Source organism: Glycomyces sp. NPDC046736, from assembly GCF_040645615.1.
GTDB lineage: Bacteria > Actinomycetota > Actinomycetes > Mycobacteriales > Micromonosporaceae > Glycomyces.
In genome coordinates, this window is sequence record NZ_JBEYYO010000019.1 from 1 (window position 1) to 20,584 (window position 20,584).

A 20,584-nucleotide genomic window follows, 5' to 3' on the forward strand; every position below is an offset into this window, starting at 1 on the left:
GCCCCCCCCCCCGGGCCCCCCGCCACCCGCCCCGCCCCCCCCCCGCCCGGGCCCCCGGAGGAAGAAGAGCTGAATTCACAATCGCCCCCTCGAGGGGCCCGGCGCAGGTGGCTCCGCGAGCCCCGGCCGACCATCGCAACCGCCCCACCGGGGCACGACCTCAAGGGGACCGAATGATCCGAGTGCTGCTGGCCGACGACGAGGCGATGATCCGCGCCGGGGTCGCCGCGATCCTCGCCACCGACACCGGCATCGAGGTCGTCGCCGAAGCCGGCGACGGCGCCGAGGCCATCGAGCTCGCCCGGGCGCACCGCCCCGACGTCGCGCTCCTCGACATTCGCATGCCCCGCCTGGACGGCCTCGCGGCCGCCGCCGAGCTGCGCCGCGTCGCGCCCGACACCGCCGTCGCGATGCTCACCACCTTCGACGAGGACGAATACGTGGCCCGAGCGCTCGGCGAGGGCGTGAACGGGTTCCTCCTCAAGGCCGCCGACCCGCGCGAACTCATCATCGGCGTGCGCGCCGTCGCCGACGGCGCGGCCTACCTCTCGCCGCGCATCGCCCACCGGCTCATCGCGAAACTCGGCCCCGAGACCCTGGCCCGCGCCGTCCCGGCGCGCAAACAGATCGACGCCCTCACACCCCGCGAAAGGGACGTGCTCACCCTCCTCGGCGAAGGCCGCTCGAACCTCGACATCGCCGCCCGCCTCCACATCTCCACCGGCACCGTCAAAGCCCACGTGAGCGCCATCCTCACCCGCTTGAACGCCGAAAACCGAGTCCAAGCCGCGATCCTCGCCTACGAAGCGGGCCTGATAGACCGCCGCTGACCGCCATCGCCTCGGACCCAGGGCTGCGGCCGCAGCGCTGCCGCGATGAAAGCGGCCTTGCCCTCGGTGTACGTCTCCCTGTCGTCGCCGTGCCGGGCCGACAGGCGGCGTTTCAGGTGCTCGTAGTCGCGGGCGAGTGCGGGATCGGCGCGGAGTGCGTCTCGGAACGCGATCTGTTCGCTCCAGCGCGGGTGTCCGGCTTCGATGAGATGCAGGTGGGCTGCGCGATGGCGTCCGGAGGCGTCCGGTTTGACGAAGAAGCGCCGCCAGGGCCGGCCGTCGAGACTCGGCGGGACGTGGCACCAGCCTTCCGCCGCAAGGCCTTCCATCGCCGCGGCGGTGACCGCGTCGAGACCCGTGACGCTTGCCGCCAGGTCGATGATCGGTTTGGCGGCGAGGCCGGGGATCGCGGTGGAGCCGACGTGTTCGAGGTCGGCGGTCAGCCACGGACCGAGCAGTTCGCTCAGCCGTTCACGCTCGCTCGCGGCACGAATCGTCCATTGAGGATCATGAGGGCGCACCTCTGCCCGTTCGTGCGCCCAGACTGGGGGCTCATCTGCCATCGTTCCAGGTCCATTCCGTGATGTGCGAACGCATGAGGCGCGCGGCGGCGGGCAGGCGGGCGTCGTCGGTCCAGTGGAGGCTCAAGGTACGGATGCAGCGGGGGTGGTCGATGCCTGCCCAGGCCACGCCCTGCTCGGGGAACGTGTCGCGGGCTCCCGCGGGGAACAGGCTCAGGCCGAGACCGGCGGCGACCAGCGAGAACGTGGCGGCCGGTTCGTCGGTCTCGCACGTGACGCGCGGTTCGAGGCCGTGGTCGGCGAAGAGCATGTCCAGGAGCCTGCGCTGCCACTGCCCGGGCCGGGTGATCACGAACGGCTCGTCAGCGAGGTCCTCAATGGATATTCGGTCCGCGCCCGCGTAGCGGTGGTCGGGCGGGGTCGCGAGCCACACGGGTTCGACGCGGACCACGGCCTGCGCCGAGCTCGCGGTGCCGACCGGCTGCGAGGCCAGGCACAGGTCGACCTCCTGAGCGTCGAGCGCCCGGCGCATCTCGGCGGGTGCCAACTGGCGCAGCAGGACCTCGACCTCGGGATGCGCGGCCTTGAACGCGGCCAAAGGCCCGGTCAGCGGCAGGAACGTCTCGGACGCGAGCCGCACGCTGCCCACCCCGCCCGAAGCCGCCACGGCCACGGCCCGGCGGCCCGCCTCCAGCTCCCCGAGCGCGCGCTCCACATGATCGCGGAAGACCCGTCCGGTGTCGTTGAGCTGCAACCGACCCGAGCGGTCGAACAGCGGCGCGCCCAGTTCGGCCTCAAGCCGGGCGATGGTGCGGCTCAGCGAAGGCTGGGCCACACGCAGCTCCTCGGCGGCCCGGCTCAGGTGCTCCAGGCGCGCCACGGCGAGGAATTGGCGCAGCGAATGCAGTTCCACGGGGCTCCTCATGACGGCTCGGTTATAACAGCATAGCGATATTGGTCTTTGTCGGATTAACCGCGAAGTCATAACGTGGGCTTCATGAATCGACGATCGGCGCTCGCCGAACCGGACGCCCCGCCCCAGCCAGGGACGGACGCCAGCGGCTGGGTCCTCCGGGGCCTGGTCACCGCCCACCTCGTCGCGGGCTTCGCGCAGCCGGTGTTCGCCGGGGTGTACCTCAGCGGCGACTTCGACGGCCTCGCATGGCATGTGATCGGCGCCGACCTGGTGTCGTACATCGGACTCGCGCAGATCGCAGTGGCCGCAGCGGTCTGGATCCGGGTGCGCCGCGCCTGGCCGTTCTGGGCCTCGCTCGCGCTCACCCTCGGCGCGACCGCGCAGTACCTCGCGGGGATGGAAGGCGCGCTGTGGCTGCACTTCCCGCTGGGCGTGTCCCTGGTCGCGGGCATCGCCGCGGTGTTCGCGGCCGCTTGGGCGCGCCCGCTTCCCCGCCGCCGCAAGGAGGTCCGAGCCGATGCCTGACGTGAACCTGCCGGTGACGAGGCGCCGGATGCTCGGCATCGGCGCCGGGATCGGCTTCGTGGCCGCCGGAGGCCTGGCGCTGTCGACCGGATGGGCCCGCCGCCCCGCCGAGACCGGCGAGGTGCTGCGCAGCGAAGTGCCACTGCCCCAGGCGTTCTCGGTCCCGCTGCCGATCCCGCCGGTTCTGGCCCCGATCCAGTCCACACCGGACGGGGAGCGCTACGAGCTCATCCAGCGCGAAGCCGAAGCCGAGATCCTCCCCGGCTTCACGACTCGACTGTGGACCTACGACGGCGTCTTCCCCGGCCCCACCATCGAATCGCGGCGCGGCCGCCCCGTCACCGTGGCCCACCGCAACGAGCTGCCGGTCCCCACCGTGGTCCACCTCCACGGCGGCCGCACCCCGGCCGCCTCCGACGGCTACCCGACCGACCTCGTGCTCCCCGAAGGCTGGACCGGCCACGATGGCCACCACATGGCCGACGACCGCGCCCAGGTCACGAACGCGTCGCGCGAGTACGGGTTCCCGCTCGACCAGCGCGCGGCGATGCTCTGGTACCACGACCACCGCATGGACTTCACCGCCCCGGCGATCTGGAAAGGCCTGGCGGGCATGCACTTCGTGCGCGACGACGTCGAGGACGCCCTCGACCTGCCCGGCGGCGACCACGAGCTGCCGCTCATGGTCGCCGACCGCGCCTTCGACGCCGAAGGCCAGCTCGCCTACCCCGCGCTCGACCCGACCCTGACCGGTGAGCACGGCGTCGAGGAGCCCTACGTCGCGGGCGTGCTCGGCGACGTCGTCCTCGTCAACGGCGCGCCCTGGCCCGAACACGAGGTCGACACCGGCATCTACCGCCTGCGACTGCTCAACGGCTCCAACGCCAGGCACTACGAGTTCGAAGCGGTCACCGACGAGGGCCGGACGCTCCCACTCGTCCAGATCGGCGCCGACCAGGGCCTCCTCGCCGCCCCGGTGGAGCACCAGCGCCTCCCCGTCGCGCCCGCCGAACGCTACGACCTGCTCCTCGACTTCGGCGAGGTCCCGCTCGGATCCGGAGTGCGCCTGGTGAACCGGCTCGGCACCGGCCGCACCGCCGAGGTGATGCGGTTCAAAGCGGTGCGGCCCGGCCAGCGAGCACCGATCCCCCAGACCCTCGCCGACGACCTCCCTTCCTGGGATCGTTCGGAAGCGGCCCAGGTCCGCGACCTCGCGTTCCGGTCCGGGCGCATGGACGACGGGCGCCACGGCTGGCTCGTCGACGGCCTCCCGTTCGACCCCGCCCGCACCGACGTCACGGCCCGCCTCGGCGACGTCGAGGTGTGGCGGCTCGTGGCCGACGTCCACCACCCCGTCCACCTGCACCTCGTCGGCTTCCGGATCCTCTCCCGCGGCGGCGGCGACCCGCTGCCGCACGACGCGGGCCTGAAGGACACCGTGTCCCTGCGCCCGGGCGAGTCGGCCGAGATCATCACCCGCTTCGAGGGCTACCGCGGCCGCTACCTGTTCCACTGCCACAACGCCGAACACGAGGACATGGGCATGATGGCGAACCTCGAAATCGTCTGAGGCCGCGGCCTGCGGCAGGGGATAAGGTTCCGGACATGTCGAATCATCGCGTCCTGACCTTCGGCGACGGGACCCCGTTCGTGCCCGCGGGCGGCTGGGCGGCCCTGTTCGCGTGGCTGGTCGACTTCCTGGCCTTCCTGGTCCTGTTCGCGATCGGTGCCGTGGTCTTCCTCGGGATCGGGGACGCGATGGCGCTCGCCGACGGCGCGCTCGCGATCGGCGTGCTGGTCCTGCTGTTCGTGACGCCGCTGGTGTACGGCCTGTGGTTCGGCGGCGGGCGCTGTTTCGGCGGGCTGTGGACCGGCACCCGCCTGGTGCGCCAGCGGGACGGCCGCCGCCTGGGCGCCCGCGGCCCGTGGGCGATGCTCACGCGGACCATCCTGTTCCCGCTCGTCCTCGTCGCCGCGATCGCCGGCGGCGGCATCATCCCCGGCACGCCCCCGCACGTGAGCATCGACGTGCGGCGCACCCGAGACGTCCAGGTCAACGGCTACCCGCTCACGCCCCGAACCTAGGGCTTGGACTCGCAGAGGGCGCGGGTTCGCCCACCCCACCCGGTATCGTCGCTGCGGGGTCCGCCGCGGGTGCGGGCCGTGACCTGGAGGCGGACACAGTGCAGCGCATAGGGATCATCGGCGTCGGCGAGATCGGCCGCGCCCTCGCGGAAGGCCTCGCCGGAGGGGACGACCCGGCGGAGGTGTTCCTCTCGCCGCGCGGCGCCGCCGCGGCCGCCGAGCTGGCGGCCCGCTTCCCGAACGTGCGGGTCTGCGCGAGCAACCAGGAGGTCGCAGGCAACGCCGACATCGTGTTCGCCGCGATGCGCAAACCCGACCGCCGTGAAGCCCTCGAAGGCGTGAGGTTCGCTTCGGGCGCAACGGTGATCAACGTGATGTCCGGTGTGTCCAATGAGGACCTTCGCGGCATCGTCGGCGACGACGTCGACCTGGTGCGCGCGATCCCGCTCCCTTCGGTGCGCGAACGCCAGTGCCTCACCCTGGCCTACCCGTCGCACCCGGTGGGGAACGCGGTCTTCGAGCGGCTCGGCGGGGTCCTCCCGGTGGCCGCCGAAGCCGACTTCGACGTCTACTCGGCCGTGACCGGGACCCTGACCACGCATTACGCCTACCTCGCGACGCTCGCGTCCTGGGTCGCCGAGCAGGGCATCGACCCCGCCGACGCCGAACGGTACGTGCGGGGCGCATTCGGAGATGTGGGCCGCTCGCTCGGCGACGGCACGCGTTCGCTCGCGCGCCTGGCCGCCGACCACGAGACCCCCGGCGGCAACAACGAGCGCATCCGCACCACCTGGTTCGACGAGGCGAACGCCGAAGCGCTCAAACGGGCCCTCTCGGGCCTGCTCGACGACCTGCGCTGACACGAGTCGGCGGACTCGGCCCGGGTCTGTTGACCTGCGCTGACACGAGTCGGCGGGCCGAACGGGCCCGCCGTGGACGTGTCGGCGGGCCTGTCGACCTGCGCTGAGACGCATCGGTTGACCTGGCCCGGGCTGCCGACCCGCGCTGAGACGCGTCGAGGACTCGGCCCGGGACCGACGACCTGCGCCGACACATCGGCGGGCCCAGCCCGGGCCCGCCGACGCGTCAATCGATCTCGTACGCGGCCGGGTCGTAGACCGGCGCTGGCAGCGAGACGGCAAGGGACACAAGCGCTTCCAGGTCCCACCCCTCGATCGGGCCGGCGTGAGAGGTTTCCACGGCCACCGCCCAACCGGCCGGGTCGAACACCACCACCCAGCGGGCCTCGTTGTCCCCCAGGTCGAACACTCGGGTGGCGACGGTGCGGCCGTCCACTTCGGTCGTCTCGCACACGTCTGGCTTGTCGGCGCCGCATGAGAGCAGGTACGCGTCGCCGCTCTCGTCCTCGGCGGGCAGGCCCTCGGTCCACCCGCCTGGCAGGACATAGCGGATGCTGAGGTTCACCGCGACGGCGTTCGCGTCGATATATGGCAGCTCGTACCTGGTCGAATACTGGCGTCGCACGGTCTGCGCGCCGCCGAACTGGAGCTGGACCGCATTGGCCGACGCCAGCTCGGCCCCGGGCACGGCCGCCTCGACCGCGTCGGTGACGCCCGTGACGCTGGCCCCGAGCTCCGCCTCGACCTCCGCGGGCCACTCCTCGTCGAACGCCCATCCGGGCGGCAGCGCGGACTCCGGCGCAGCGAGTTCACCTGTGTCGTAATCGGTCTCGGGCATCGCGAGCATCGCCGCCCGCAAGTCCACGACGCTGAGCTCGCGGCCCTGCCCTTCGCAGTCGAGGTCCCATGACGATCGCAACGCCGAGCCGTTCGGGTAGACCACCGCCGCCTCCAGTGCGCAGCCGTGGTCGGCGATCATCACCGTGCGGCCGTCGCCTGAGTCCTCGGAGGTGAACTCCGGTGCCTCATCGGTCCATGAAGGACCGTCGTCGAGGAGGTGCTGCGGGAACTGCGCGTCCCCGACCGGCCCCGGCTCGACCGTCCACCCGCCGGGCTGGAGCGCGGTGAGGGTGAACGCGGACCGCTCGGCCTCCTCGTCGCCGTCGGAGGCCGTGTAGCCGCGAAGGTGCACCCCGACGCCGTTGCCCGGCACGCTCCACGGCTCGAAATGCAAGGCCAGGTTGACGTAGCCGAGCTCGGTGAGCGCCTCGTAGTATCCGCGGCCGCTGCTCGCCATCATCTCGGTGACCTCGTCGTCGGAAGGCAGCTCGTAGTCGAGCGCTCCCGCGTCGAGGAAGCCCCCTTCGACCGCCAGCTCCCCGAACGCCTCCCGAGCGGCCGCGTCCAACTCCGGCTGCGGCACGGCCCATTCCTCCTGCGGCGCATATGGATAGCCCGCATGGGCCGGGTCGAAACCGAAGTCCTGCCCGGCCGGAGGGCCTTCGCCGGTCCCGGGGAGACCGGTCAGCGACAGGGCGAGCACCGCCGCGACGGCGGCGACGCCCGCGGTGGCCGCGCCGCCCACGAGGGCGCGCCTCTGGCGCCGGGCGCGGTAGCCCTCGCGCATCGCCTGCTTGACGTCGAGTTTCGAAGGCGGCTCGTCGTCGTCGGGCCGCGCCTTCGTGAACACCGCTCCGGGGTCGTGATCCACAGGTCCTCCTCTCATCGCGCCCGCACCAAAGGGGGTTCGGCCAGTTCGCGGCGCAGTTTGCCCAGGCCCCTTGCGGTCTGGCTCTTCACGGTGCCCGCCGAGCAGCCCAAGGCCGCGGCGGTATCGGCCACCGACAGCTGCTCCCAGAACCGCAGCACCAGCGTGGCCCGCTCCCTCGGAGTGAGCCGCTCCATCGCCGCACCCACGGACAACCGCAGGTCGACCTCCTCCTGCGGCCGCTCGATCGCCGTCTCGGGCAGGCGCTCGGCGGTGCGCTCCTTGCGCACCCACGCCAGGCGCCGGTGGGAGAAGAACACGTTCGTGACCACGCGCCGCGCGTACGCCCCCGCGCCCGTCGGCTCGATCCGGTTCCACGCCGCGAACAGCTTCGCGAGCGCCTTCTGCACGATGTCGTCGGCCTCGCTCCAGTCCCCGCTCAGGTAGTACGCGTAGCGGCGCAGCGCCGAGCGCTGCGCGAGCGCGAACGACTCGAACTCGGCCTCCTGCTGCTGGGTCGGCGTCACTGGTCCTCCCTCCGGGTGTGGGGCCTTGCCCAGTGAATACTCCGCGCGGCGCCCGGAGGTTGGCAAGAATGTGCGACGCGATCCGAGCGGGCCCGTCCCGCTAGGTGACCAGTCCTTGGCGGTAGGCGTAGACGACCGCCTGGACCCGGTCGCGCAGGCCGAGTTTGGCGAGGATGCGCGACACGAACGTCTTGACGGTCTCCTGGCTGATGAACAGGGCCGCGGCGATCTCGCGGTTGGACAGGCCCTCGGCGATGAGGCGCAGGACCTCCAGTTCACGCGGCGTCAGCGGCAGGTCCTGCGGGCCGCCCTCGGGGCGGATGCGCGCGGCGTAGCGGCCCACGAGGCGGCGCGTCACGATCGGGTCGAGCAGCGCCGAACCCGAGGCGACGGTCCGGATCCCTTGCAGCAGTTGGGCGGGCGGCGCGTCCTTGAGCAGGAACCCGCTCGCGCCCGCGCGAAGCGCCTCGTACACGTACTCGTCGAGGTTGAACGTGGTCACCACGAGGACCTTGACCGGGTGCGCCACCGCGGCCCCGGCGAGCCTGCGGGTGGCCTCGATGCCGTCGAGCACCGGCATCCGCACGTCCATCACCACCACGTCCGGGCTCGTGCGCGCGGCCAGGTCGACCGCGCTTCGCCCGTCCCCGCACTCGCCCACCACCTCCAGGTCGGACTGCGCGTCGATGATCGTGACCAGGCCGGTGCGCACGAGCATCTGGTCGTCGCACACCAGGACCCGGATCGGCTTCACGACGCGCCCTGGGCGGGGACGCGGGCCCGCACGGCGAAACCGCCGTTCTCGGGGCCCGCGCTGAACTCGCCGCCCAAGAGGTCGACGCGTTCGCGCAGTCCGGCCAGGCCCCGGCCGCCGCCGGTCTCCTGTTCCCTGGGCACCGCGCTCGCGGTGGCGACGTCGACGGTGATCGCGGTCGTACCGTGTCGCACCAGTACGGAGGTGTCGGCGCCGCGGGCGTGCTTGAGCGCGTTGGTCAACGCCTCCTGCACGACCCGGTAGGCCACCAGGTCGGCGCTGCCGCCCGTCGGGGACGGCTCCCCCTCCTGGACGAACGCCACCGGCTGCCCGGACCGGCGGGCCTGCTCCACGAGCGTGAGGAACCTGCCCGCGAGCGGGGAGCGCGCCTCGGGTCCGGAGTCCTCGCCCGCATCGAGCAGGTCGAGCAGGTGCCGCAGGTCGGTCGTGGCCTTTCGCCCGGTCTCGCCCACCGCCGCGAGCGCCCGATCGAGGCGGTCGGGGGCGGCGGTCAGGTACCGTGCGGCCTCGGCTTGCACGACCATCGCCGTCACATGGTGGGTCACCACGTCGTGCAGTTCCCTTGCGATGCGGGCCCGTTCGGCCGCGCGAGTGGTCGCGGCGAGGGCCTCCCTGCGCCCGGCCTCGGCGATCCGGCCCGCTCGCACCCGGGCGCCGATGCCCCAGATCACCGCGAGCAGGAGATAGAACGTGGCGAACCCTTCGAGGCCCTCGGTCGAGCCCAGTCGCGCCAGGCCGAAGGCGAGGCCCACATAGGACGCAGTGAGGACGGCGATCGCCGTGCGTCGCAGCCGCTCCAGGTGCACCCCCGCGCTCAGCACCGCGATCGGCAGCGCGGTGCTCGCCCCCAGGTGGTACTGCCCGAGCGAGGCGACGGCGAACCCGAGCGAGACGAGCGCGAGGCTCGTCGCGGGCATGCGGCGCCGCAGGGCGATCGGCAGGCACAAAAGGACGAGCGCGAGGGCCGCGACCGCGTCGAAGGGGCGCGGAGGGAGGTCGCCGACCTGCGTCTCATGGCCGCGCAGGGCCGGCAGGAACGACAGGGCGGCGAGGAGCAGACCGAGGAGGAGGTCGCGGACGGCGACGTCGAGCCGCCGCCACGACCGGGGGATCGGCCGAAGATCCTTCACTGCGGCAGTCTAGCGGCGGCCTCGGCCCGGTCGGCCCGTCGCATCGGCACCAGGTTTCCGCGCCGCTTCGCCACCCACAGGAACACCACCGTCAGTGCGAGGCCCGCGAACACCGCGTACACGCTGCCCTCGGGGCCGAAATCGCCGCCGGTCACGAGCATCGGGCCGCTGGTCGCGGCGTCCAAGAGCCCCTGCGCCGTGTCGTTGCCGGAGACCTCGGTGCTGAAGATCGCCGAGGCGGCGAGGTTCCATCCGAAGTGCAGGCCGATCGGCAGCCACAGGTTCCTGGTGGCGATATACGCGGCGCCGAGCATCCCCCCGGCCTCGATCGCGATCGCGATCGCGCCCAACAGGGTCGCGTTCGGGTTGGCCAGGTGAGCGAGGCCGAACAGCAGACTCGTCGAGATCAGCGAAAGCCAAGTCCCCCACCAGCCTTCGAGGATCCGCAGCAGCACGCCGCGGAACAGCAGCTCCTCGGTCACCGCGGCGGCGGCCATGAACCCCAGCAGTCCGACCGCGCCCGTGGGCGACCCGATGCCCGCTACGTCGTAGTGGCCCAGGAGCGCGATGTTCGCGATCACGAAGCCGAACATCGCGATGCCCAGCAGCGATCCCCACCCGAGGCGGGCCACCGCCCTCTCGCGGCCGAGCTCGACCACCGGGCGGCGCTCGGTCCGGCCCACGACCCATCGGTACACCGGCACCGAGACCGCGGCCGTGGCCAACCCGACCACCAGGACGACCCATGGGCTCGCGTCCAACGCCTGGAGCGTGCCGCCCCCCGCGTACGCGACCGCCCCCACCGCCAGCAACTGCCAGACCAGTCTCATCGAGACTCCTTTCCCCAGAGCCGCAACCGTTTGCGACCGACCCGAACGCTACGGGCCGAACCGCTGCGCGCCATCACCTTCAGGTGGACACCCGCCCGTAGCTCGCACGGGGGACGAACCGGCGCCGGCGGTCGCGTTCGCTCGAGTCCGGCCGCTACTGCGCCGAGGTCGGCAGCGAATCGACGAGATTGCCGATGAGCTCCCGCAGCCGCTCGCGGCGGCGCCCGCCCGCGTCGGTCTCGGCGAGCTCGGCCATGAGTTCGGTGACGCGGGGCCGCTCGCCCGAGGCCGCGACGTACGCCAGATACGCCGCGGCGTGCCCGGCGCGCTTCGAAGCGGCGATCTCGCCCAGCGCGAACGTGGCGGTGATGGCGTTGAGCAGCGCGAACACCTCCAGTTTGGCCGGGCCAGGGTAACCGTCGAGGATGAGGAGGACGTGGTCGAGCACGGCGACCGTGCCGGGGCCGAGCACCGGGCGGGTGAGCACGAGTTCGGGCAGCCACGGGTGGCGCAGCATGATCGCGAGCGCCTGCTCGGCGAGGTCGGCGAGGTCGAGCGCCGCGTCGCCGGTGGGCGCGGCGAGCCGGTACTCGGCGGCGGTCGCGTCGACCATGAGGTCGAGGAGGTCGTCGCGGCCGGTCACGTAGCGGTACAGGGAGGCCGGGCCGGTGCCGAGCTCCTCGGCCACGCCGCGCATCGACACCGCGTCGGGCCCGCCGCGGTCGGCGACGGCCAGGGCCGCGGCGGTGATCTCGGCGCGGCTGCGCTCGGCCGGGCGGCCGGTGGCGGCGCGTTCGGGCCGCAGCCAGATCGGCTCGTCGGTCATCTCGCCTCCTCGATGTTCGCGAACACTGTACTCGAACGCTATAGTTCGAGAACAACGTTCGCAAACTCGGAGGAGCCGCCATGACCACCAGCTACGCCCACAACGGCCCGGTCGCCATCGCCTACGAAGACCTAGGCGGCACCGGCGGCGACCCGCTCCTCCTCGTCATGGGCTCGGCCGTGACCCGCCACTGGTGGCCGCGCGGGTTCGCCGACGAGCTCATCGGGCGCGGCTTCCACGTGGCCGCCTACGACAACCGCGACGCGGGCCAGTCCACGCACTTCCCGACCGCCAAGGCCGCCCCCGTGACCGCCTTGTTCGGCCGCCGCGTCCCCGCCTACACCGGCGAGGACGTGGCCGACGACGCCGCCGCGGTCATGGACGCCATGGGCTGGGACGGCGCGCACCTGTTCGGCCACTCGAACGGCGGCCTGAACGTCCAGCGCATCGCCCTGCGCCACCCATCCCGCGTCCGCAGCATCGCCACCTCGGCCGCGGTCTCCAGCGACGCGACCCGCCTGCAACTGCTGCGCCACATCCGATTCGGCACCGTCGCGAAGATGGCCCGCCTCAGCTTCCCCGACACTCCCCAAGGCGATGTGGCGATGGCGCTGGCGGTCTCGCGCGCCCTCGCCTCGCCCGGCTACCCCTTCGACGAGGCGGAGGCCTTGTCCCGCATCGAGAAGGACGAAGCGAGCCCGATCCGCGACAACGGCCCGATGGGCCGCCAGCTCGGCGCCCACTGGAGCGGCGGCGCTCTCGCAGGACTCCGCGTCCCCGCCGTGGTCCTCCACGGCGACGCCGACCAGCTCCTGCGTCTCTCGGCCGCCCGCCAAATCGCCGCCGCCATTCCCGGCGCCCGCCTCGTCATCACCCCGGGCGTAGGCCACGACCTCCCCCGCGGCGTCTGGCCGAAGTATGCCGACGAGATCCGCGCTGTGGCCGACCGGGCGAGTTCGGGAATCGGTTGAGTCGCAAGCCTTCAGCGCGTCGCTTCAGCCCGGCGTCTCGCTCGCGGGACGCCCGTTGGGCGCGTTCGCCCCAGCCTCCAGGCCAGGGCCGCGGCCAGACCGAACACCGCCGCCTCGTAGACCAGCGCCGCGCTCATCGCCCGGTTCGGGTCGGTGAGGACCGAAGCGTGGACGAGTCCGGCGGCGGTGACGCCGATCGTGCCGCCGAGCTGCTGCGCGGTCGGGAGCAGGCCGGAGACCGAGCCGACCGCCGCGGGGTCGATCCGGCTGAGCACCAACGTGAACGCCGAGGCGGTGAAGACCCCGAACCCGGCCCCGGCCGCGGCGAACCACGGCAGATGCGTCCACAGTGGCAGATCGAACCAGGTCGACAGCGCCAGCGCGGCCATCGACAGGCCCATGACGGCAGCCGCCGAGGTGAGTGCGGCGGGTCCGAGGTCGCGGCGCCTTCCCAGGTGGGAGCCGAGGATCGCCGCGGCCGCGAACGGGCTCGCCGCCAGGCCCGCGCCCAGGGCCGAGTGGCCCGCGCCGGTCTGGAGGTGGACGAACAGCAGGTAGGAGAACGAGGGCACGCCCGCGTTGAAGACCAGGACCAGGCCGATCCCGGCCCTGGTCGAGCGGTGCCGCCACACGTCGGGGTGCAGCAGCGGCGCGGCCGTGCGCCGCTGGGTCGCGGCGAAGACCGTCAGGACCGAGACGCCGAGGAAGATCGAGGCGAACGTCCAAGGGGGCCAACCGCTGTCGCGTCCGAGGGTGAGCGGTGCCAGCAGGAGCGCGAGTCCGCTCATGGCGAGTACCGCTCCAAAGTGGTCGATCCGCTGGTTCGCTCCACGCGTTCGAGGAAGCATCCGGGCGGCGACGAGTGCGGCCCCGGCGACGGCGATGTCGACGCCGAAGATCAGCCGCCGCCCGAGGTCCCACGGGTCGGCGGTGATGAGCAGGCCGCCGAGGATCGGGCCGATGAGCGAGGCGAGGCCCATCGCGGCGGCGAAGTACGCCATGGCGCGGTGGCGCCGCTCCCGCGGCACGCTGATCTGGATGACCGAGAGCACTTGCGGGGCCATGAGTCCGCTGGCGACGCCTTGGAGGACGCGGCCGGCGATGAACGCGACCGGCTCGTCCGCGATCGCGCACCAGGCTGCCGCGAGGGCGAACAGGGCGAGGCCGACGCGGAGCAGCCGCCGGTAGCCGTACCGGTCGCCCAGGCGCGCGGCGGTGGCGAGTGTACAGGCGTACGCGAGGGTGTACCCGGCGATCACCAGCTGCCCGGCTCCCGCGCCCGCGTCGAGGTCCGCGCGCAGGTGGGGCACGGCGACGCTGACCATGGTGAGGTCGAGCAGCTGCGCGAAGGTCGCCGCGAGCGCCACGGCGACCGCCGCGCGGCTCGGACCGGTCACACCCAGCCTTCCAGGGCCGCAAGGGTTCCAGCGAGGTCGTCATTGTGGACGAAGTGGCCGGTGCCGGGAACGGTGCGCACCTTGAAGCCCACGTCGGTGAAGTGGTCGGCCAGCGGCGCGGGCACGAGCTCGCTGCCGTCGGCGCGCAGGATCAGGGAGGGGACCACCGGGTACACCGGCACGTACGCGGTCTCCAGGTAGCGCATGCGGGTCGTCTCGGGGTCCCAGTCGTCGAGTTCGGCTCGCCGCGATTTGATTTCCTCTTCGGACCATCCTGAATGGATGAGCGCGAGTTCGTCGGTCGTCAGGTCCTTCAGCGAGCGGATGCCCTCCTGCGCCGCGCCGTATCCGATGCCCTGCCACGGATACCAGGCCGGATCGAGGTAGACCGCCCGGCCCGGGGCGAGGCGTTCGGCGAGCATCGCGAGCAGCACCGCGCCCAGCGAGTGCCCGATCGCGAGCTCTGGGCCCCCGGGCAGGCTCGCGGCCAGGTCGTCGGCCCAGGCCTCGCGGCTGTAGGCGCCGCGCGGGCTCTTCCCGTGCCCGGCGAGGTCGGGGGCCAGCACGCGGTAGCCGCGCCGGGCGAGTTCGGGCGCCAGTCGCGACCATGACCGCGAACTGGTCGAGAGCCCGTGGATCAGGACCGCGACGCGGTCGCCGGCGCCCCATTCGTTGACGTGCAAGGCCATCGGACCACTCCTTCGATATTTCGACGATGATCGAAAACATTAGGACAGATTTCGATCATCGTCAAATACTCGAAATGGTGTTAGGCTCGCCGGGTGCGCTCACTCCATCACCCGGACGTCGCCTCGCTCGACCTCGCCACTGTGCTCAACGCCCTGGCCGATCCGGTGCGACTCCAGATCGTCGGCCAGCTCAGCGCCGCCGGCGGCGTGGTGTGCGGCGGCTTCGACGTCCCGGTGAGCATGTCCACGCTCTCGCACCACCTCAAGGTCCTGCGCGAGGCCGGCATCATCCGCGTCACCCAGGAAGGCAGCCGCAGGCGCAACGAACTGCGCCTGGCCGAGATCGAGGACCGCTACCCCGGCATCCTCCCGAGCATCCTCGGATCGGTGCGGAGCACCGCCTGATCGGGCCCTCGGGCGTGCCTAGAATCGGAGCTGCGGCGGTTCGCCGCCTTTTCGGCGCGTGGAAGCGAGGGCCCCATGAGCAGTGTCGACGCGATCGTCTACGACCTGTCGATCCCGTTCGCCCAGCGCCTGGAGCGGGTCATCGAGCGTCGCCGCGTCTCCGACGACCTCGTGACCGGCCCGGCCTTCGACCTGTTGTACTGCTGGTTCCTCAAGCACGGCGACCCGACTCGCTTCGCGCCCTTCGCGGCCAAGGGCGAACACCGCTCACCCGCGGCCGACGCCCCGGAGATGCGCGAACTCATCGAGAAGTCCCTCGCGGCCATCGGCGGCAGCGACGGCTGGGAAGAGCGCCTGCGCCTGCGCGTCTCCTGCCGCTGCGGCGCGAGCAACCGCCTCGAGAACACCTCGATCTGCGTCGAATGCACCCGCTACGAATGCTGGGAATGCGCCACCGCCCCCGACAGCCACACCCGAACCTCAGGCCACGAGGTCGTCGGTTAGTCGCGGCCGAGCGTGCGGTTGGCCCTCTCGCGCACGTCTTCGGGCATGTAGCGCTCGACCATGGCCTGGATGTCGACGCCACTGCCGCCCAGCGCCTGGGCCATCTCGGCCATCTGGACCCCGTACGCGGCGTTGGCCTCTGCCACGACCGCGAGGATCGCGTTGCCGAGGGTCTGGCGGGCGCGCATGGCCTGCTCGGCGATGCCGATGTGCACGACCTGGCCGTCGGCGTTGAGGCGGACGGTGATGTAGCCGTCCTCGGAGACCGCCTCGACCTCGTCCATGTCGGCGTGGAGCTCCTCGAACTTCGCGAGGGTCGCCTCGGCGTCGCGTTGCATCTGGTCGAGGCGGGAGAGCATCTCTTCCAGGTCGGGCACGTGTCCGTCGCTCATCATCGCTCCTCGCCGGTCACCGGCGACAGTCCGCCGCCGAAGGATTCGGGTTTGGCCTTGAGCCCGGTCGCCCGGCTCACGGTCTCGGCGAGCTCGCGCTGGAGCTTGCCGTGCGCGTCCCGCATGGTCGCGACGATCACCTCGCCCAGTTCCACGCCGCTGAGCTCGAACGCGTTGTTGCGCAGATCGATCTCCTTGACCTGGCCGCCGGGCCCGGCCACGATGCGCACCATGCCGGCCTCGGAGACCGCTTCGGCCTCGGCCTGCTCGACCAGGTTCTTCATGAAACCCATGTCGGGGAAACTCCGCTGTTGGTCCATGGACCGAACGGTATCCGATGACCGCTCGCGGACGTCAGGCGATGCTGTAGGCCCGGTGCGGGCGGTCCTCGCCGTCCATGCGGCGCAGCGGCGGGCGCTTGTCCGGGTAGGCCGGGAGCGCCTTGGCCGGGCGGTGGGACTCGCAGCTCAGCTCCATCACGTAGAGCCGGTAGTCCTCGCCGTCGTGGACCTGCACGACCTCGGCGGTGACGGTGGAGCGCTGGATCCGACCGGCCGCGACCTCGACGGTCTCCTGGAGCGTGGCGAACCCGTGGTCGGCGGAGGAGCCGTCGGGGACGGCCAGGTCGACCACGTGCGCTCCGGGCCGGACCGGGACGCACAGCCGCGCCCAGCGGGCCTCGACCTCGACGTCGTCGACGACCAGCGTCGGCGCCTCCAGCCAGGGCCGGTGCTTCGACGGCTGCGGCTCGCCGTAGTGCCGCATCTGGGCCTGCCCGGTCCCCTCGGGATGGGCCAGTCGCTGCCACACGAACTCCCAGCGCAGATCGAGCACGAGCAGCCCGAACCCGGCCGGGACCTCCGGGCGCGAAGGACCCATCGGCGCGAGCGACGCGGCCACCTCCAGCGGCGGATCGGTCGCCAACGGCAGCCACGGCTGATCGTGCCGAGACGAGCGCATGAGGCGCCTGGAGTGGCGCTTGACCGCAGGGCCGAAGTACCAGCGACGGCCGGAGGCGCGGTCCTGGTACAGGTCGTTCACGAAGTCGAGCTCGGTCACCGCGTTCGGAGCGGACTCGACCCGCCACCAGCCCCTCGAGCCGCCCGCCTGGACCTCGACGTCGTGGGGTCCGAGCGGCAGCTCGACGTCAATGGCGCCGTAACCCTGCACGCAGGGCGTCCCGTCCACGAGCACCACGGGCGTGCCCGGGTGGACCCAGGTGTCGGGTTTGCTGCTGTTGCTGCTAGGGCGACCTTCGCCGACCTTGCCCAGCCGCAGACGCAGGACGCTCCGGTCCGGGCCCGGGTGCGCCGCCCCGCCCGCGAACACCCGGTGCTGGGCGAGCGGATGCGCGCGGGCCTCCCAGCCCTCGGCCCGGACCTTGAAGCGGCTCACGAGTGGATCGCGCCGGAGATGGAGTCGTAGTCCTGGCCGCTGTAGTCGGCGCCGCCGTCGCTCGCGTTCGAGTGGTTGGTCTGGGTGCGGTTGGTCTGGTTGTTCGCGGTCGCGGTCGCGATCGCGGTGACGTTCTTGACCGCGTCGAGGATCTTGCCGGGCTTGGCGAGGTCGGTGCTGATGTTCCGGACCGCTTCCATGAGCATCTTCGAGATGTTCATGCCGGCCTTCATGGTCTTGGTGCCCTGCGCGATGTTCCGCGCCGACATCATGGCCGTCCAGGTCCCGGCGGCGGCGGTGGAGGCGCCGAAGGTCACCGCGGCGGCCGCGATCGCCGCCAGCCACGTCATGATCAGCTGCGAGATGAAGTTGGAGATGATCGACTTGATGACCTCCTGGAGCGTCTGCGCGAGCAGCTGGGCCACGCCGAGCCAGTGCTGGCAGGTGCCGGACTTGACGCCGATGCCGCCGATCGCGTCGGCCAGTTCGCTGATGCGCTGCTTGGCGATCACCGAGGCCTCGTCGTCCCACTCGCCGAGCCCGGCGTCCGCGACGTGCTGCACCTCCTGGGCCAGCGAGAAGCAGGCCTGCTGGATGTTGCTCCAGCGCTCGATCGCGTTCTGGAGACGGTCGGGGTTGCCCGTCACGAAACCGAGCATGTCCTCCAAGGGCTGGATGACCGCGATGAGGAAGTCGAGGCCGTTGCTGACCAGGGCCCCGATCGGGTCGGTGAACCAGCCGACGGCCTGCATCCCGAGCTCGGCGGCAGCGGCCGCGGCCATCTCGATGTTGGGGTCGTCCTGGCTCAGGGCCGTCTGGAGGTTGTTGGCCGCGCCGACCGCGGTCATGCTCAAGCCGTCTTCGACGGAGTTCACGGACAGGAAGTCGGTGTCGGGCTGGTCGCCCAGAGCCTGGTCCATGTCGTAGTCGGCGTTGGCGTAGTCGAGTTCGTCGCTCATGTCAGTCCTCCGCTAGCAGATCTGCGCCTGTTGGACGGCCGCGGCCACTTCGTCCAGGGAGCTTTGGACGATCTCCATCTGGGCGGCGATGTCGTCGTCGGTCTCCTGGTAGGCGCGGGCGCACGCGTCGAGCCGGATGCCGTGCGCCTCGATGGCGGCCGGCACGTCCTCCATGAGCGAGTTCACCTGCCAGCTCACGAAACTGCTGTACGCGATCCCGACCAGCGCGCCGAGGAACGGCCCCCAGGTCCCGAACTCAGGGTCGGCGTCGGCCGCGGCCTCTTTGAGGGTGTTCGCGTCGTCGGCCAGCGAATACATGCGATCGCGTGAATTGTCCATCGCTTCGATGTCCTGGACTACCAAGGGAGGTCTCCAATCCTGGATCCGGTGCGATCGGCACCGTTTCATGATCATAGGAACCTTCGGCAACGCCGAATCCGCGACCTCGGCTCATCTCCACATGATCTCGGCGAAGGTCAGGCCCAGGACCAGTGCGCCCAGACCTGCGGCTATGGACGCCAAGGCGTTCGCCGCGGCGAGGAAGCGCGCGCCGCTCTGGGCCAGGCGCATCGTCTCGTAGGAGAACGTCGAGTAGGTCGTCAGCGCCCCGCACAGACCGGTGCCGACCAGGGTTTGGACGGGGTCGGGGGCGGCTCCGGCCGCGGTCGCCCCGGCCAGGAGGCCCAGGACGAGGCAGCCGATCATGTTGGCGCAGAACGTGCCCCAGGGGAACATGGTGGTGTTGCGGGCCTGGACCGCGCGGTCGGTCAGGTAGCGCAGGCACGCTCCGGCAGCGCCGCCGACGATGACGAGCACCCAGGTCACGGCCGCCTCCTCTCGATCAGCCGCCGGGTGGCCCAGGTCGCGGTCCACACCGCGGCCAGCGCGGCGACGAGCGTGAGCGCGAGGTAGGCGACGGCGGTGGCCGCCTCTCCGGCTTTGAGCAGGACCTCGATGTCCAGGACGTACGTCGAGAACGTGGTGAACCCGCCGAGCACGCCCGTCCCCAGGAACGGCCGGGTCAGCGGATGGACCTGCTTCTCGGTGACGACGACCATGAGCACCCCGATCAGCGCGCAGCCCGCGATGTTCACGACCATGGTGGTCGCCGGGAACGTGCCGTCCGCGGTCGGCCAGGCGACCGCGGCCGCGTACCGGGCCGCCGCGCCGATCGCGCCGCCGAGGGCGACCGCGCCGAGCACCGCCAGATGGTGGTGTTCGAGTTCGCGCCGCTGCGCGGGCACGGTGAGGTCGACGTCGGAGTCGAGCGGTTCGCGAAGCTCTTCGGGGGGACCGGCCATGGGTGCTGCTCCTACTCGTGCGGCGCCCGCGGGCGCGTTCGTTCACAAGCAGGGACCGTTGGCGGCTCGCGCCGCGGTTCGGATCCGGTGGGCCCCACCACCGCGCGGCCCCTCGAGGCCGATCCCGACCACCGTATCAGGGCAGCAGTTCGCCGACGAGCCGTTCGACGCGGGCCCTGATCTGGTCGCGGATGACGCGCACGGCCTCGATGCCCTGCCCGGCCGGGTCGTCGAGGCTCCAGTCGAGGTAGCGCTTGCCGGGGAAGACCGGGCACGCGTCGCCGCAGCCCATCGTCACGCACACGTCGGAGGCTTCGACGGCCTCGTAGGTGAGGACCTTCGGCACCTGCCCGGCGATGTCGATGCCGACCTCTTTCATGGCCGCGATCACGACCGGGTGGACGCCGACGGCCGGAGCCGACCCGGCCGAGCGGACCTCGATCCGGTCCTCGGAGAGGTGCGCGAGCCACGCGGCGGCCATCTGCGACCGGCCCGCGTTGTGGACGCAGACGAACAGCACTGACGGTTTCATGGTGTCCCTTCTGGAGTGTGCGCGTGGTCGAGGAGGCGATCGACCACGGCCGCGAGCGGGGCGTCGGTGTCGATCTCCAACGTCGCGCCGTTGCGCAGCAGCGGCTCGACCTCGGCCTGGTCGCGCAGGGCCTGTTCGAGTTCGCCCGGCCCCTTGCCGTACGGGTTCCCGGTGCGGCCGAGCAGCCGCCGCCGGACCACTTCCGGTGCGGCGCTGAGCAGGACGACGCGATCGAAGTCGGGGTAGAACCGGCCCTGGTTCGGGGCGCACCCGCTCACGAACAGCGGCTCCTCGCCCGCGGTGTCGAGGAGCGCGCGCATCCGGGCCTCGTGCCACACCCAGCCCGGCTGCGCGACCTGCGTCGGCGGGTCGACGTCGGGGCCCGGGGCGCAGAAGCCGCCGTAGTCGGTGTCGACCGCGCGGAGCCCGCGGGCCGTCAGCGCCCCGACGACCGCGGACTTCCCCACCCCGGACACCCCGGTGATCAGCACTCGCATCATCGGGGC

The 20,584-nt window shown here is 71.9% G+C and carries 27 protein-coding genes; 8 read left to right on the forward strand and 19 right to left on the reverse strand.

All coding sequences use genetic code 11. The features are described from left to right. Positions 1 to 173: 173 nt before the first annotated feature. The gene (locus AB0B28_RS17830) at positions 174 to 830 is read left to right on the forward strand and encodes a response regulator transcription factor (protein ID WP_360122270.1); all 657 of its coding nucleotides are present in this window, start codon (positions 174 to 176) and stop codon (positions 828 to 830) included. Here the strand turns inward: AB0B28_RS17830 and AB0B28_RS17835 are convergent. Beyond that, positions 800 to 1,393, reverse strand: a complete 594-nt coding sequence (locus AB0B28_RS17835) for a GrpB family protein (protein ID WP_360122273.1) — start codon at positions 1,391 to 1,393, stop codon at positions 800 to 802. The genes AB0B28_RS17830 and AB0B28_RS17835 overlap by 31 nt on opposite strands. Further along, positions 1,383 to 2,264 carry a LysR family transcriptional regulator gene (locus AB0B28_RS17840; RefSeq protein WP_360122276.1) on the reverse strand — a complete coding sequence of 294 codons (882 nt, stop codon included), beginning with the start codon at positions 2,262 to 2,264 and terminating at the stop codon, positions 1,383 to 1,385. Before AB0B28_RS17840 ends, AB0B28_RS17835 begins: the two co-directional genes overlap by 11 nt. 84 nt (positions 2,265 to 2,348) lie before the next feature. Between AB0B28_RS17840 and AB0B28_RS17845 the strand changes: the two genes are divergently transcribed. The 4 genes from AB0B28_RS17845 (at position 2,349) to AB0B28_RS17860 (ending at position 5,737) form a co-directional block, all read left to right on the forward strand. Then, positions 2,349 to 2,792 carry a hypothetical protein gene (locus AB0B28_RS17845; RefSeq protein ID WP_360122279.1) on the forward strand — a complete coding sequence of 148 codons (444 nt, stop codon included), beginning with the start codon at positions 2,349 to 2,351 and terminating at the stop codon, positions 2,790 to 2,792. Then, the gene (locus AB0B28_RS17850) at positions 2,785 to 4,362 is read left to right on the forward strand and encodes a multicopper oxidase domain-containing protein (RefSeq protein ID WP_360122282.1); all 1,578 of its coding nucleotides are present in this window, start codon (positions 2,785 to 2,787) and stop codon (positions 4,360 to 4,362) included. Before AB0B28_RS17845 ends, AB0B28_RS17850 begins: the two co-directional genes overlap by 8 nt. Before the next feature lie 35 nt (positions 4,363 to 4,397). Further along, on the forward strand, positions 4,398 to 4,877 hold the full coding sequence (locus AB0B28_RS17855) for an RDD family protein (RefSeq protein WP_360122285.1): 480 nt from the start codon (positions 4,398 to 4,400) through the stop codon (positions 4,875 to 4,877). Between the two features lie 98 nt (positions 4,878 to 4,975). Then, complete coding sequence (locus tag AB0B28_RS17860; RefSeq protein ID WP_360122288.1) at positions 4,976 to 5,737, forward strand: NAD(P)-binding domain-containing protein; 762 nt, start codon at positions 4,976 to 4,978, stop codon at positions 5,735 to 5,737. Between the two features lie 226 nt (positions 5,738 to 5,963). Here AB0B28_RS17860 and AB0B28_RS17865 read toward each other — a convergent pair whose 3' ends face one another. From AB0B28_RS17865 to AB0B28_RS17890, 6 genes are all read right to left on the reverse strand, one after another. Beyond that, positions 5,964 to 7,448 carry a hypothetical protein gene (locus AB0B28_RS17865; RefSeq protein ID WP_360122291.1) on the reverse strand — a complete coding sequence of 495 codons (1,485 nt, stop codon included), beginning with the start codon at positions 7,446 to 7,448 and terminating at the stop codon, positions 5,964 to 5,966. Positions 7,449 to 7,459: 11 nt separating this feature from the next. After that, complete coding sequence (locus AB0B28_RS17870) at positions 7,460 to 7,972, reverse strand: SigE family RNA polymerase sigma factor (protein ID WP_360122294.1); 513 nt, start codon at positions 7,970 to 7,972, stop codon at positions 7,460 to 7,462. A gap of 100 nt (positions 7,973 to 8,072) precedes the next feature. Continuing rightward, positions 8,073 to 8,690 carry a response regulator transcription factor gene (locus AB0B28_RS17875; RefSeq protein WP_360122628.1) on the reverse strand — a complete coding sequence of 206 codons (618 nt, stop codon included), beginning with the start codon at positions 8,688 to 8,690 and terminating at the stop codon, positions 8,073 to 8,075. A 32-nt stretch (positions 8,691 to 8,722) separates the two neighbouring features. Then, complete coding sequence (locus AB0B28_RS17880) at positions 8,723 to 9,877, reverse strand: histidine kinase (RefSeq protein ID WP_360122297.1); 1,155 nt, start codon at positions 9,875 to 9,877, stop codon at positions 8,723 to 8,725. Next, a complete protein-coding gene (locus tag AB0B28_RS17885; RefSeq protein WP_360122300.1) occupies positions 9,874 to 10,707 on the reverse strand; it encodes a CPBP family intramembrane glutamic endopeptidase in 834 nt (277 codons plus the stop codon). Before AB0B28_RS17885 ends, AB0B28_RS17880 begins: the two co-directional genes overlap by 4 nt. Positions 10,708 to 10,861: 154 nt before the next feature. Then, complete coding sequence (locus AB0B28_RS17890) at positions 10,862 to 11,533, reverse strand: helix-turn-helix domain-containing protein (RefSeq protein ID WP_360122303.1); 672 nt, start codon at positions 11,531 to 11,533, stop codon at positions 10,862 to 10,864. Between the two features lie 80 nt (positions 11,534 to 11,613). Between AB0B28_RS17890 and AB0B28_RS17895 the strand changes: the two genes are divergently transcribed. Continuing rightward, a complete protein-coding gene (locus AB0B28_RS17895; protein ID WP_360122306.1) occupies positions 11,614 to 12,504 on the forward strand; it encodes an alpha/beta hydrolase in 891 nt (296 codons plus the stop codon). A gap of 11 nt (positions 12,505 to 12,515) precedes the next feature. Here the strand turns inward: AB0B28_RS17895 and AB0B28_RS17900 are convergent, their stop codons facing one another. Together AB0B28_RS17900 and AB0B28_RS17905 are read right to left on the reverse strand one after the other, a co-directional pair. Continuing rightward, positions 12,516 to 13,901 carry an MFS transporter gene (locus AB0B28_RS17900; RefSeq protein ID WP_360122309.1) on the reverse strand — a complete coding sequence of 462 codons (1,386 nt, stop codon included), beginning with the start codon at positions 13,899 to 13,901 and terminating at the stop codon, positions 12,516 to 12,518. Continuing rightward, entirely contained in the window at positions 13,898 to 14,590 is a 693-nt protein-coding gene (locus tag AB0B28_RS17905) for an alpha/beta fold hydrolase (protein WP_360122312.1), read from the reverse strand. Before AB0B28_RS17905 ends, AB0B28_RS17900 begins: the two co-directional genes overlap by 4 nt. A gap of 93 nt (positions 14,591 to 14,683) precedes the next feature. On the opposite strand from AB0B28_RS17905, the gene AB0B28_RS17910 reads away from it, so the two are divergent. Both AB0B28_RS17910 and AB0B28_RS17915 read left to right on the forward strand, forming a co-directional pair. Continuing rightward, on the forward strand, positions 14,684 to 14,995 hold the full coding sequence (locus tag AB0B28_RS17910; RefSeq protein WP_360122315.1) for a metalloregulator ArsR/SmtB family transcription factor: 312 nt from the start codon (positions 14,684 to 14,686) through the stop codon (positions 14,993 to 14,995). A gap of 75 nt (positions 14,996 to 15,070) precedes the next feature. Further along, a complete protein-coding gene (locus AB0B28_RS17915) occupies positions 15,071 to 15,499 on the forward strand; it encodes a hypothetical protein (protein ID WP_360122318.1) in 429 nt (142 codons plus the stop codon). Here the strand turns inward: AB0B28_RS17915 and AB0B28_RS17920 are convergent. From AB0B28_RS17920 to AB0B28_RS17960, 9 genes are all read right to left on the reverse strand, one after another. Continuing rightward, positions 15,496 to 15,891 (reverse strand): YbaB/EbfC family nucleoid-associated protein, encoded by a 396-nt coding sequence (locus AB0B28_RS17920; protein ID WP_360122321.1) that lies wholly within the window; start codon positions 15,889 to 15,891, stop codon positions 15,496 to 15,498. The two genes, AB0B28_RS17915 and AB0B28_RS17920, sit on opposite strands and share 4 nt — an antisense overlap. Next, complete coding sequence (locus tag AB0B28_RS17925; protein ID WP_360122324.1) at positions 15,891 to 16,211, reverse strand: YbaB/EbfC family nucleoid-associated protein; 321 nt, start codon at positions 16,209 to 16,211, stop codon at positions 15,891 to 15,893. The genes AB0B28_RS17920 and AB0B28_RS17925 overlap by 1 nt, the downstream gene beginning before the upstream one ends. Positions 16,212 to 16,245: 34 nt before the next feature. Beyond that, complete coding sequence (locus AB0B28_RS17930) at positions 16,246 to 17,286, reverse strand: hypothetical protein (protein ID WP_360122327.1); 1,041 nt, start codon at positions 17,284 to 17,286, stop codon at positions 16,246 to 16,248. Beyond that, entirely contained in the window at positions 17,283 to 18,245 is a 963-nt protein-coding gene (locus tag AB0B28_RS17935; RefSeq protein ID WP_360122329.1) for a hypothetical protein, read from the reverse strand. The genes AB0B28_RS17930 and AB0B28_RS17935 overlap by 4 nt, the downstream gene beginning before the upstream one ends. A gap of 12 nt (positions 18,246 to 18,257) precedes the next feature. Next, positions 18,258 to 18,584, reverse strand: a complete 327-nt coding sequence (locus AB0B28_RS17940) for a hypothetical protein (protein ID WP_360122332.1) — start codon at positions 18,582 to 18,584, stop codon at positions 18,258 to 18,260. A gap of 111 nt (positions 18,585 to 18,695) precedes the next feature. Further along, entirely contained in the window at positions 18,696 to 19,070 is a 375-nt protein-coding gene (gene crcB / locus AB0B28_RS17945; protein ID WP_360122335.1) for a fluoride efflux transporter CrcB, read from the reverse strand. Then, positions 19,067 to 19,546, reverse strand: coding sequence for a fluoride efflux transporter CrcB (gene crcB, locus AB0B28_RS17950; RefSeq protein WP_360122338.1), 480 nt, complete (start codon positions 19,544 to 19,546; stop codon positions 19,067 to 19,069). Before crcB (AB0B28_RS17950) ends, crcB (AB0B28_RS17945) begins: the two co-directional genes overlap by 4 nt. 136 nt (positions 19,547 to 19,682) lie before the next feature. Then, a complete protein-coding gene (locus tag AB0B28_RS17955) occupies positions 19,683 to 20,078 on the reverse strand; it encodes an arsenate reductase ArsC (protein WP_360122341.1) in 396 nt (131 codons plus the stop codon). Continuing rightward, positions 20,075 to 20,578, reverse strand: a complete 504-nt coding sequence (locus tag AB0B28_RS17960; RefSeq protein ID WP_360122344.1) for an AAA family ATPase — start codon at positions 20,576 to 20,578, stop codon at positions 20,075 to 20,077. Before AB0B28_RS17960 ends, AB0B28_RS17955 begins: the two co-directional genes overlap by 4 nt. Positions 20,579 to 20,584 lie beyond the last annotated feature (6 nt).

Coding starts and splice junctions, on each gene's coding strand:
- AB0B28_RS17830 (WP_360122270.1), top strand. CDS start 174: ATGATCCGAGTGCTGCTGGCCGACGACGAGGCGATGATCCGCGCCGGG.
- AB0B28_RS17835 (WP_360122273.1), bottom strand. CDS start 1,393: ATGGCAGATGAGCCCCCAGTCTGGGCGCACGAACGGGCAGAGGTGCGC.
- AB0B28_RS17845 (WP_360122279.1), top strand. CDS start 2,349: ATGAATCGACGATCGGCGCTCGCCGAACCGGACGCCCCGCCCCAGCCA.
- AB0B28_RS17850 (WP_360122282.1), top strand. CDS start 2,785: ATGCCTGACGTGAACCTGCCGGTGACGAGGCGCCGGATGCTCGGCATC.
- AB0B28_RS17855 (WP_360122285.1), top strand. CDS start 4,398: ATGTCGAATCATCGCGTCCTGACCTTCGGCGACGGGACCCCGTTCGTG.
- AB0B28_RS17875 (WP_360122628.1), bottom strand. CDS start 8,690: ATGCTCGTGCGCACCGGCCTGGTCACGATCATCGACGCGCAGTCCGAC.
- AB0B28_RS17885 (WP_360122300.1), bottom strand. CDS start 10,707: ATGAGACTGGTCTGGCAGTTGCTGGCGGTGGGGGCGGTCGCGTACGCG.
- AB0B28_RS17890 (WP_360122303.1), bottom strand. CDS start 11,533: ATGACCGACGAGCCGATCTGGCTGCGGCCCGAACGCGCCGCCACCGGC.
- AB0B28_RS17895 (WP_360122306.1), top strand. CDS start 11,614: ATGACCACCAGCTACGCCCACAACGGCCCGGTCGCCATCGCCTACGAA.
- AB0B28_RS17905 (WP_360122312.1), bottom strand. CDS start 14,590: ATGGCCTTGCACGTCAACGAATGGGGCGCCGGCGACCGCGTCGCGGTC.
- AB0B28_RS17915 (WP_360122318.1), top strand. CDS start 15,071: ATGAGCAGTGTCGACGCGATCGTCTACGACCTGTCGATCCCGTTCGCC.
- AB0B28_RS17920 (WP_360122321.1), bottom strand. CDS start 15,891: ATGAGCGACGGACACGTGCCCGACCTGGAAGAGATGCTCTCCCGCCTC.
- AB0B28_RS17925 (WP_360122324.1), bottom strand. CDS start 16,211: ATGGACCAACAGCGGAGTTTCCCCGACATGGGTTTCATGAAGAACCTG.
- AB0B28_RS17935 (WP_360122329.1), bottom strand. CDS start 18,245: ATGAGCGACGAACTCGACTACGCCAACGCCGACTACGACATGGACCAG.
- AB0B28_RS17940 (WP_360122332.1), bottom strand. CDS start 18,584: ATGGACAATTCACGCGATCGCATGTATTCGCTGGCCGACGACGCGAAC.
- crcB (WP_360122338.1), bottom strand. CDS start 19,546: ATGGCCGGTCCCCCCGAAGAGCTTCGCGAACCGCTCGACTCCGACGTC.
- AB0B28_RS17955 (WP_360122341.1), bottom strand. CDS start 20,078: ATGAAACCGTCAGTGCTGTTCGTCTGCGTCCACAACGCGGGCCGGTCG.
- AB0B28_RS17960 (WP_360122344.1), bottom strand. CDS start 20,578: ATGATGCGAGTGCTGATCACCGGGGTGTCCGGGGTGGGGAAGTCCGCG.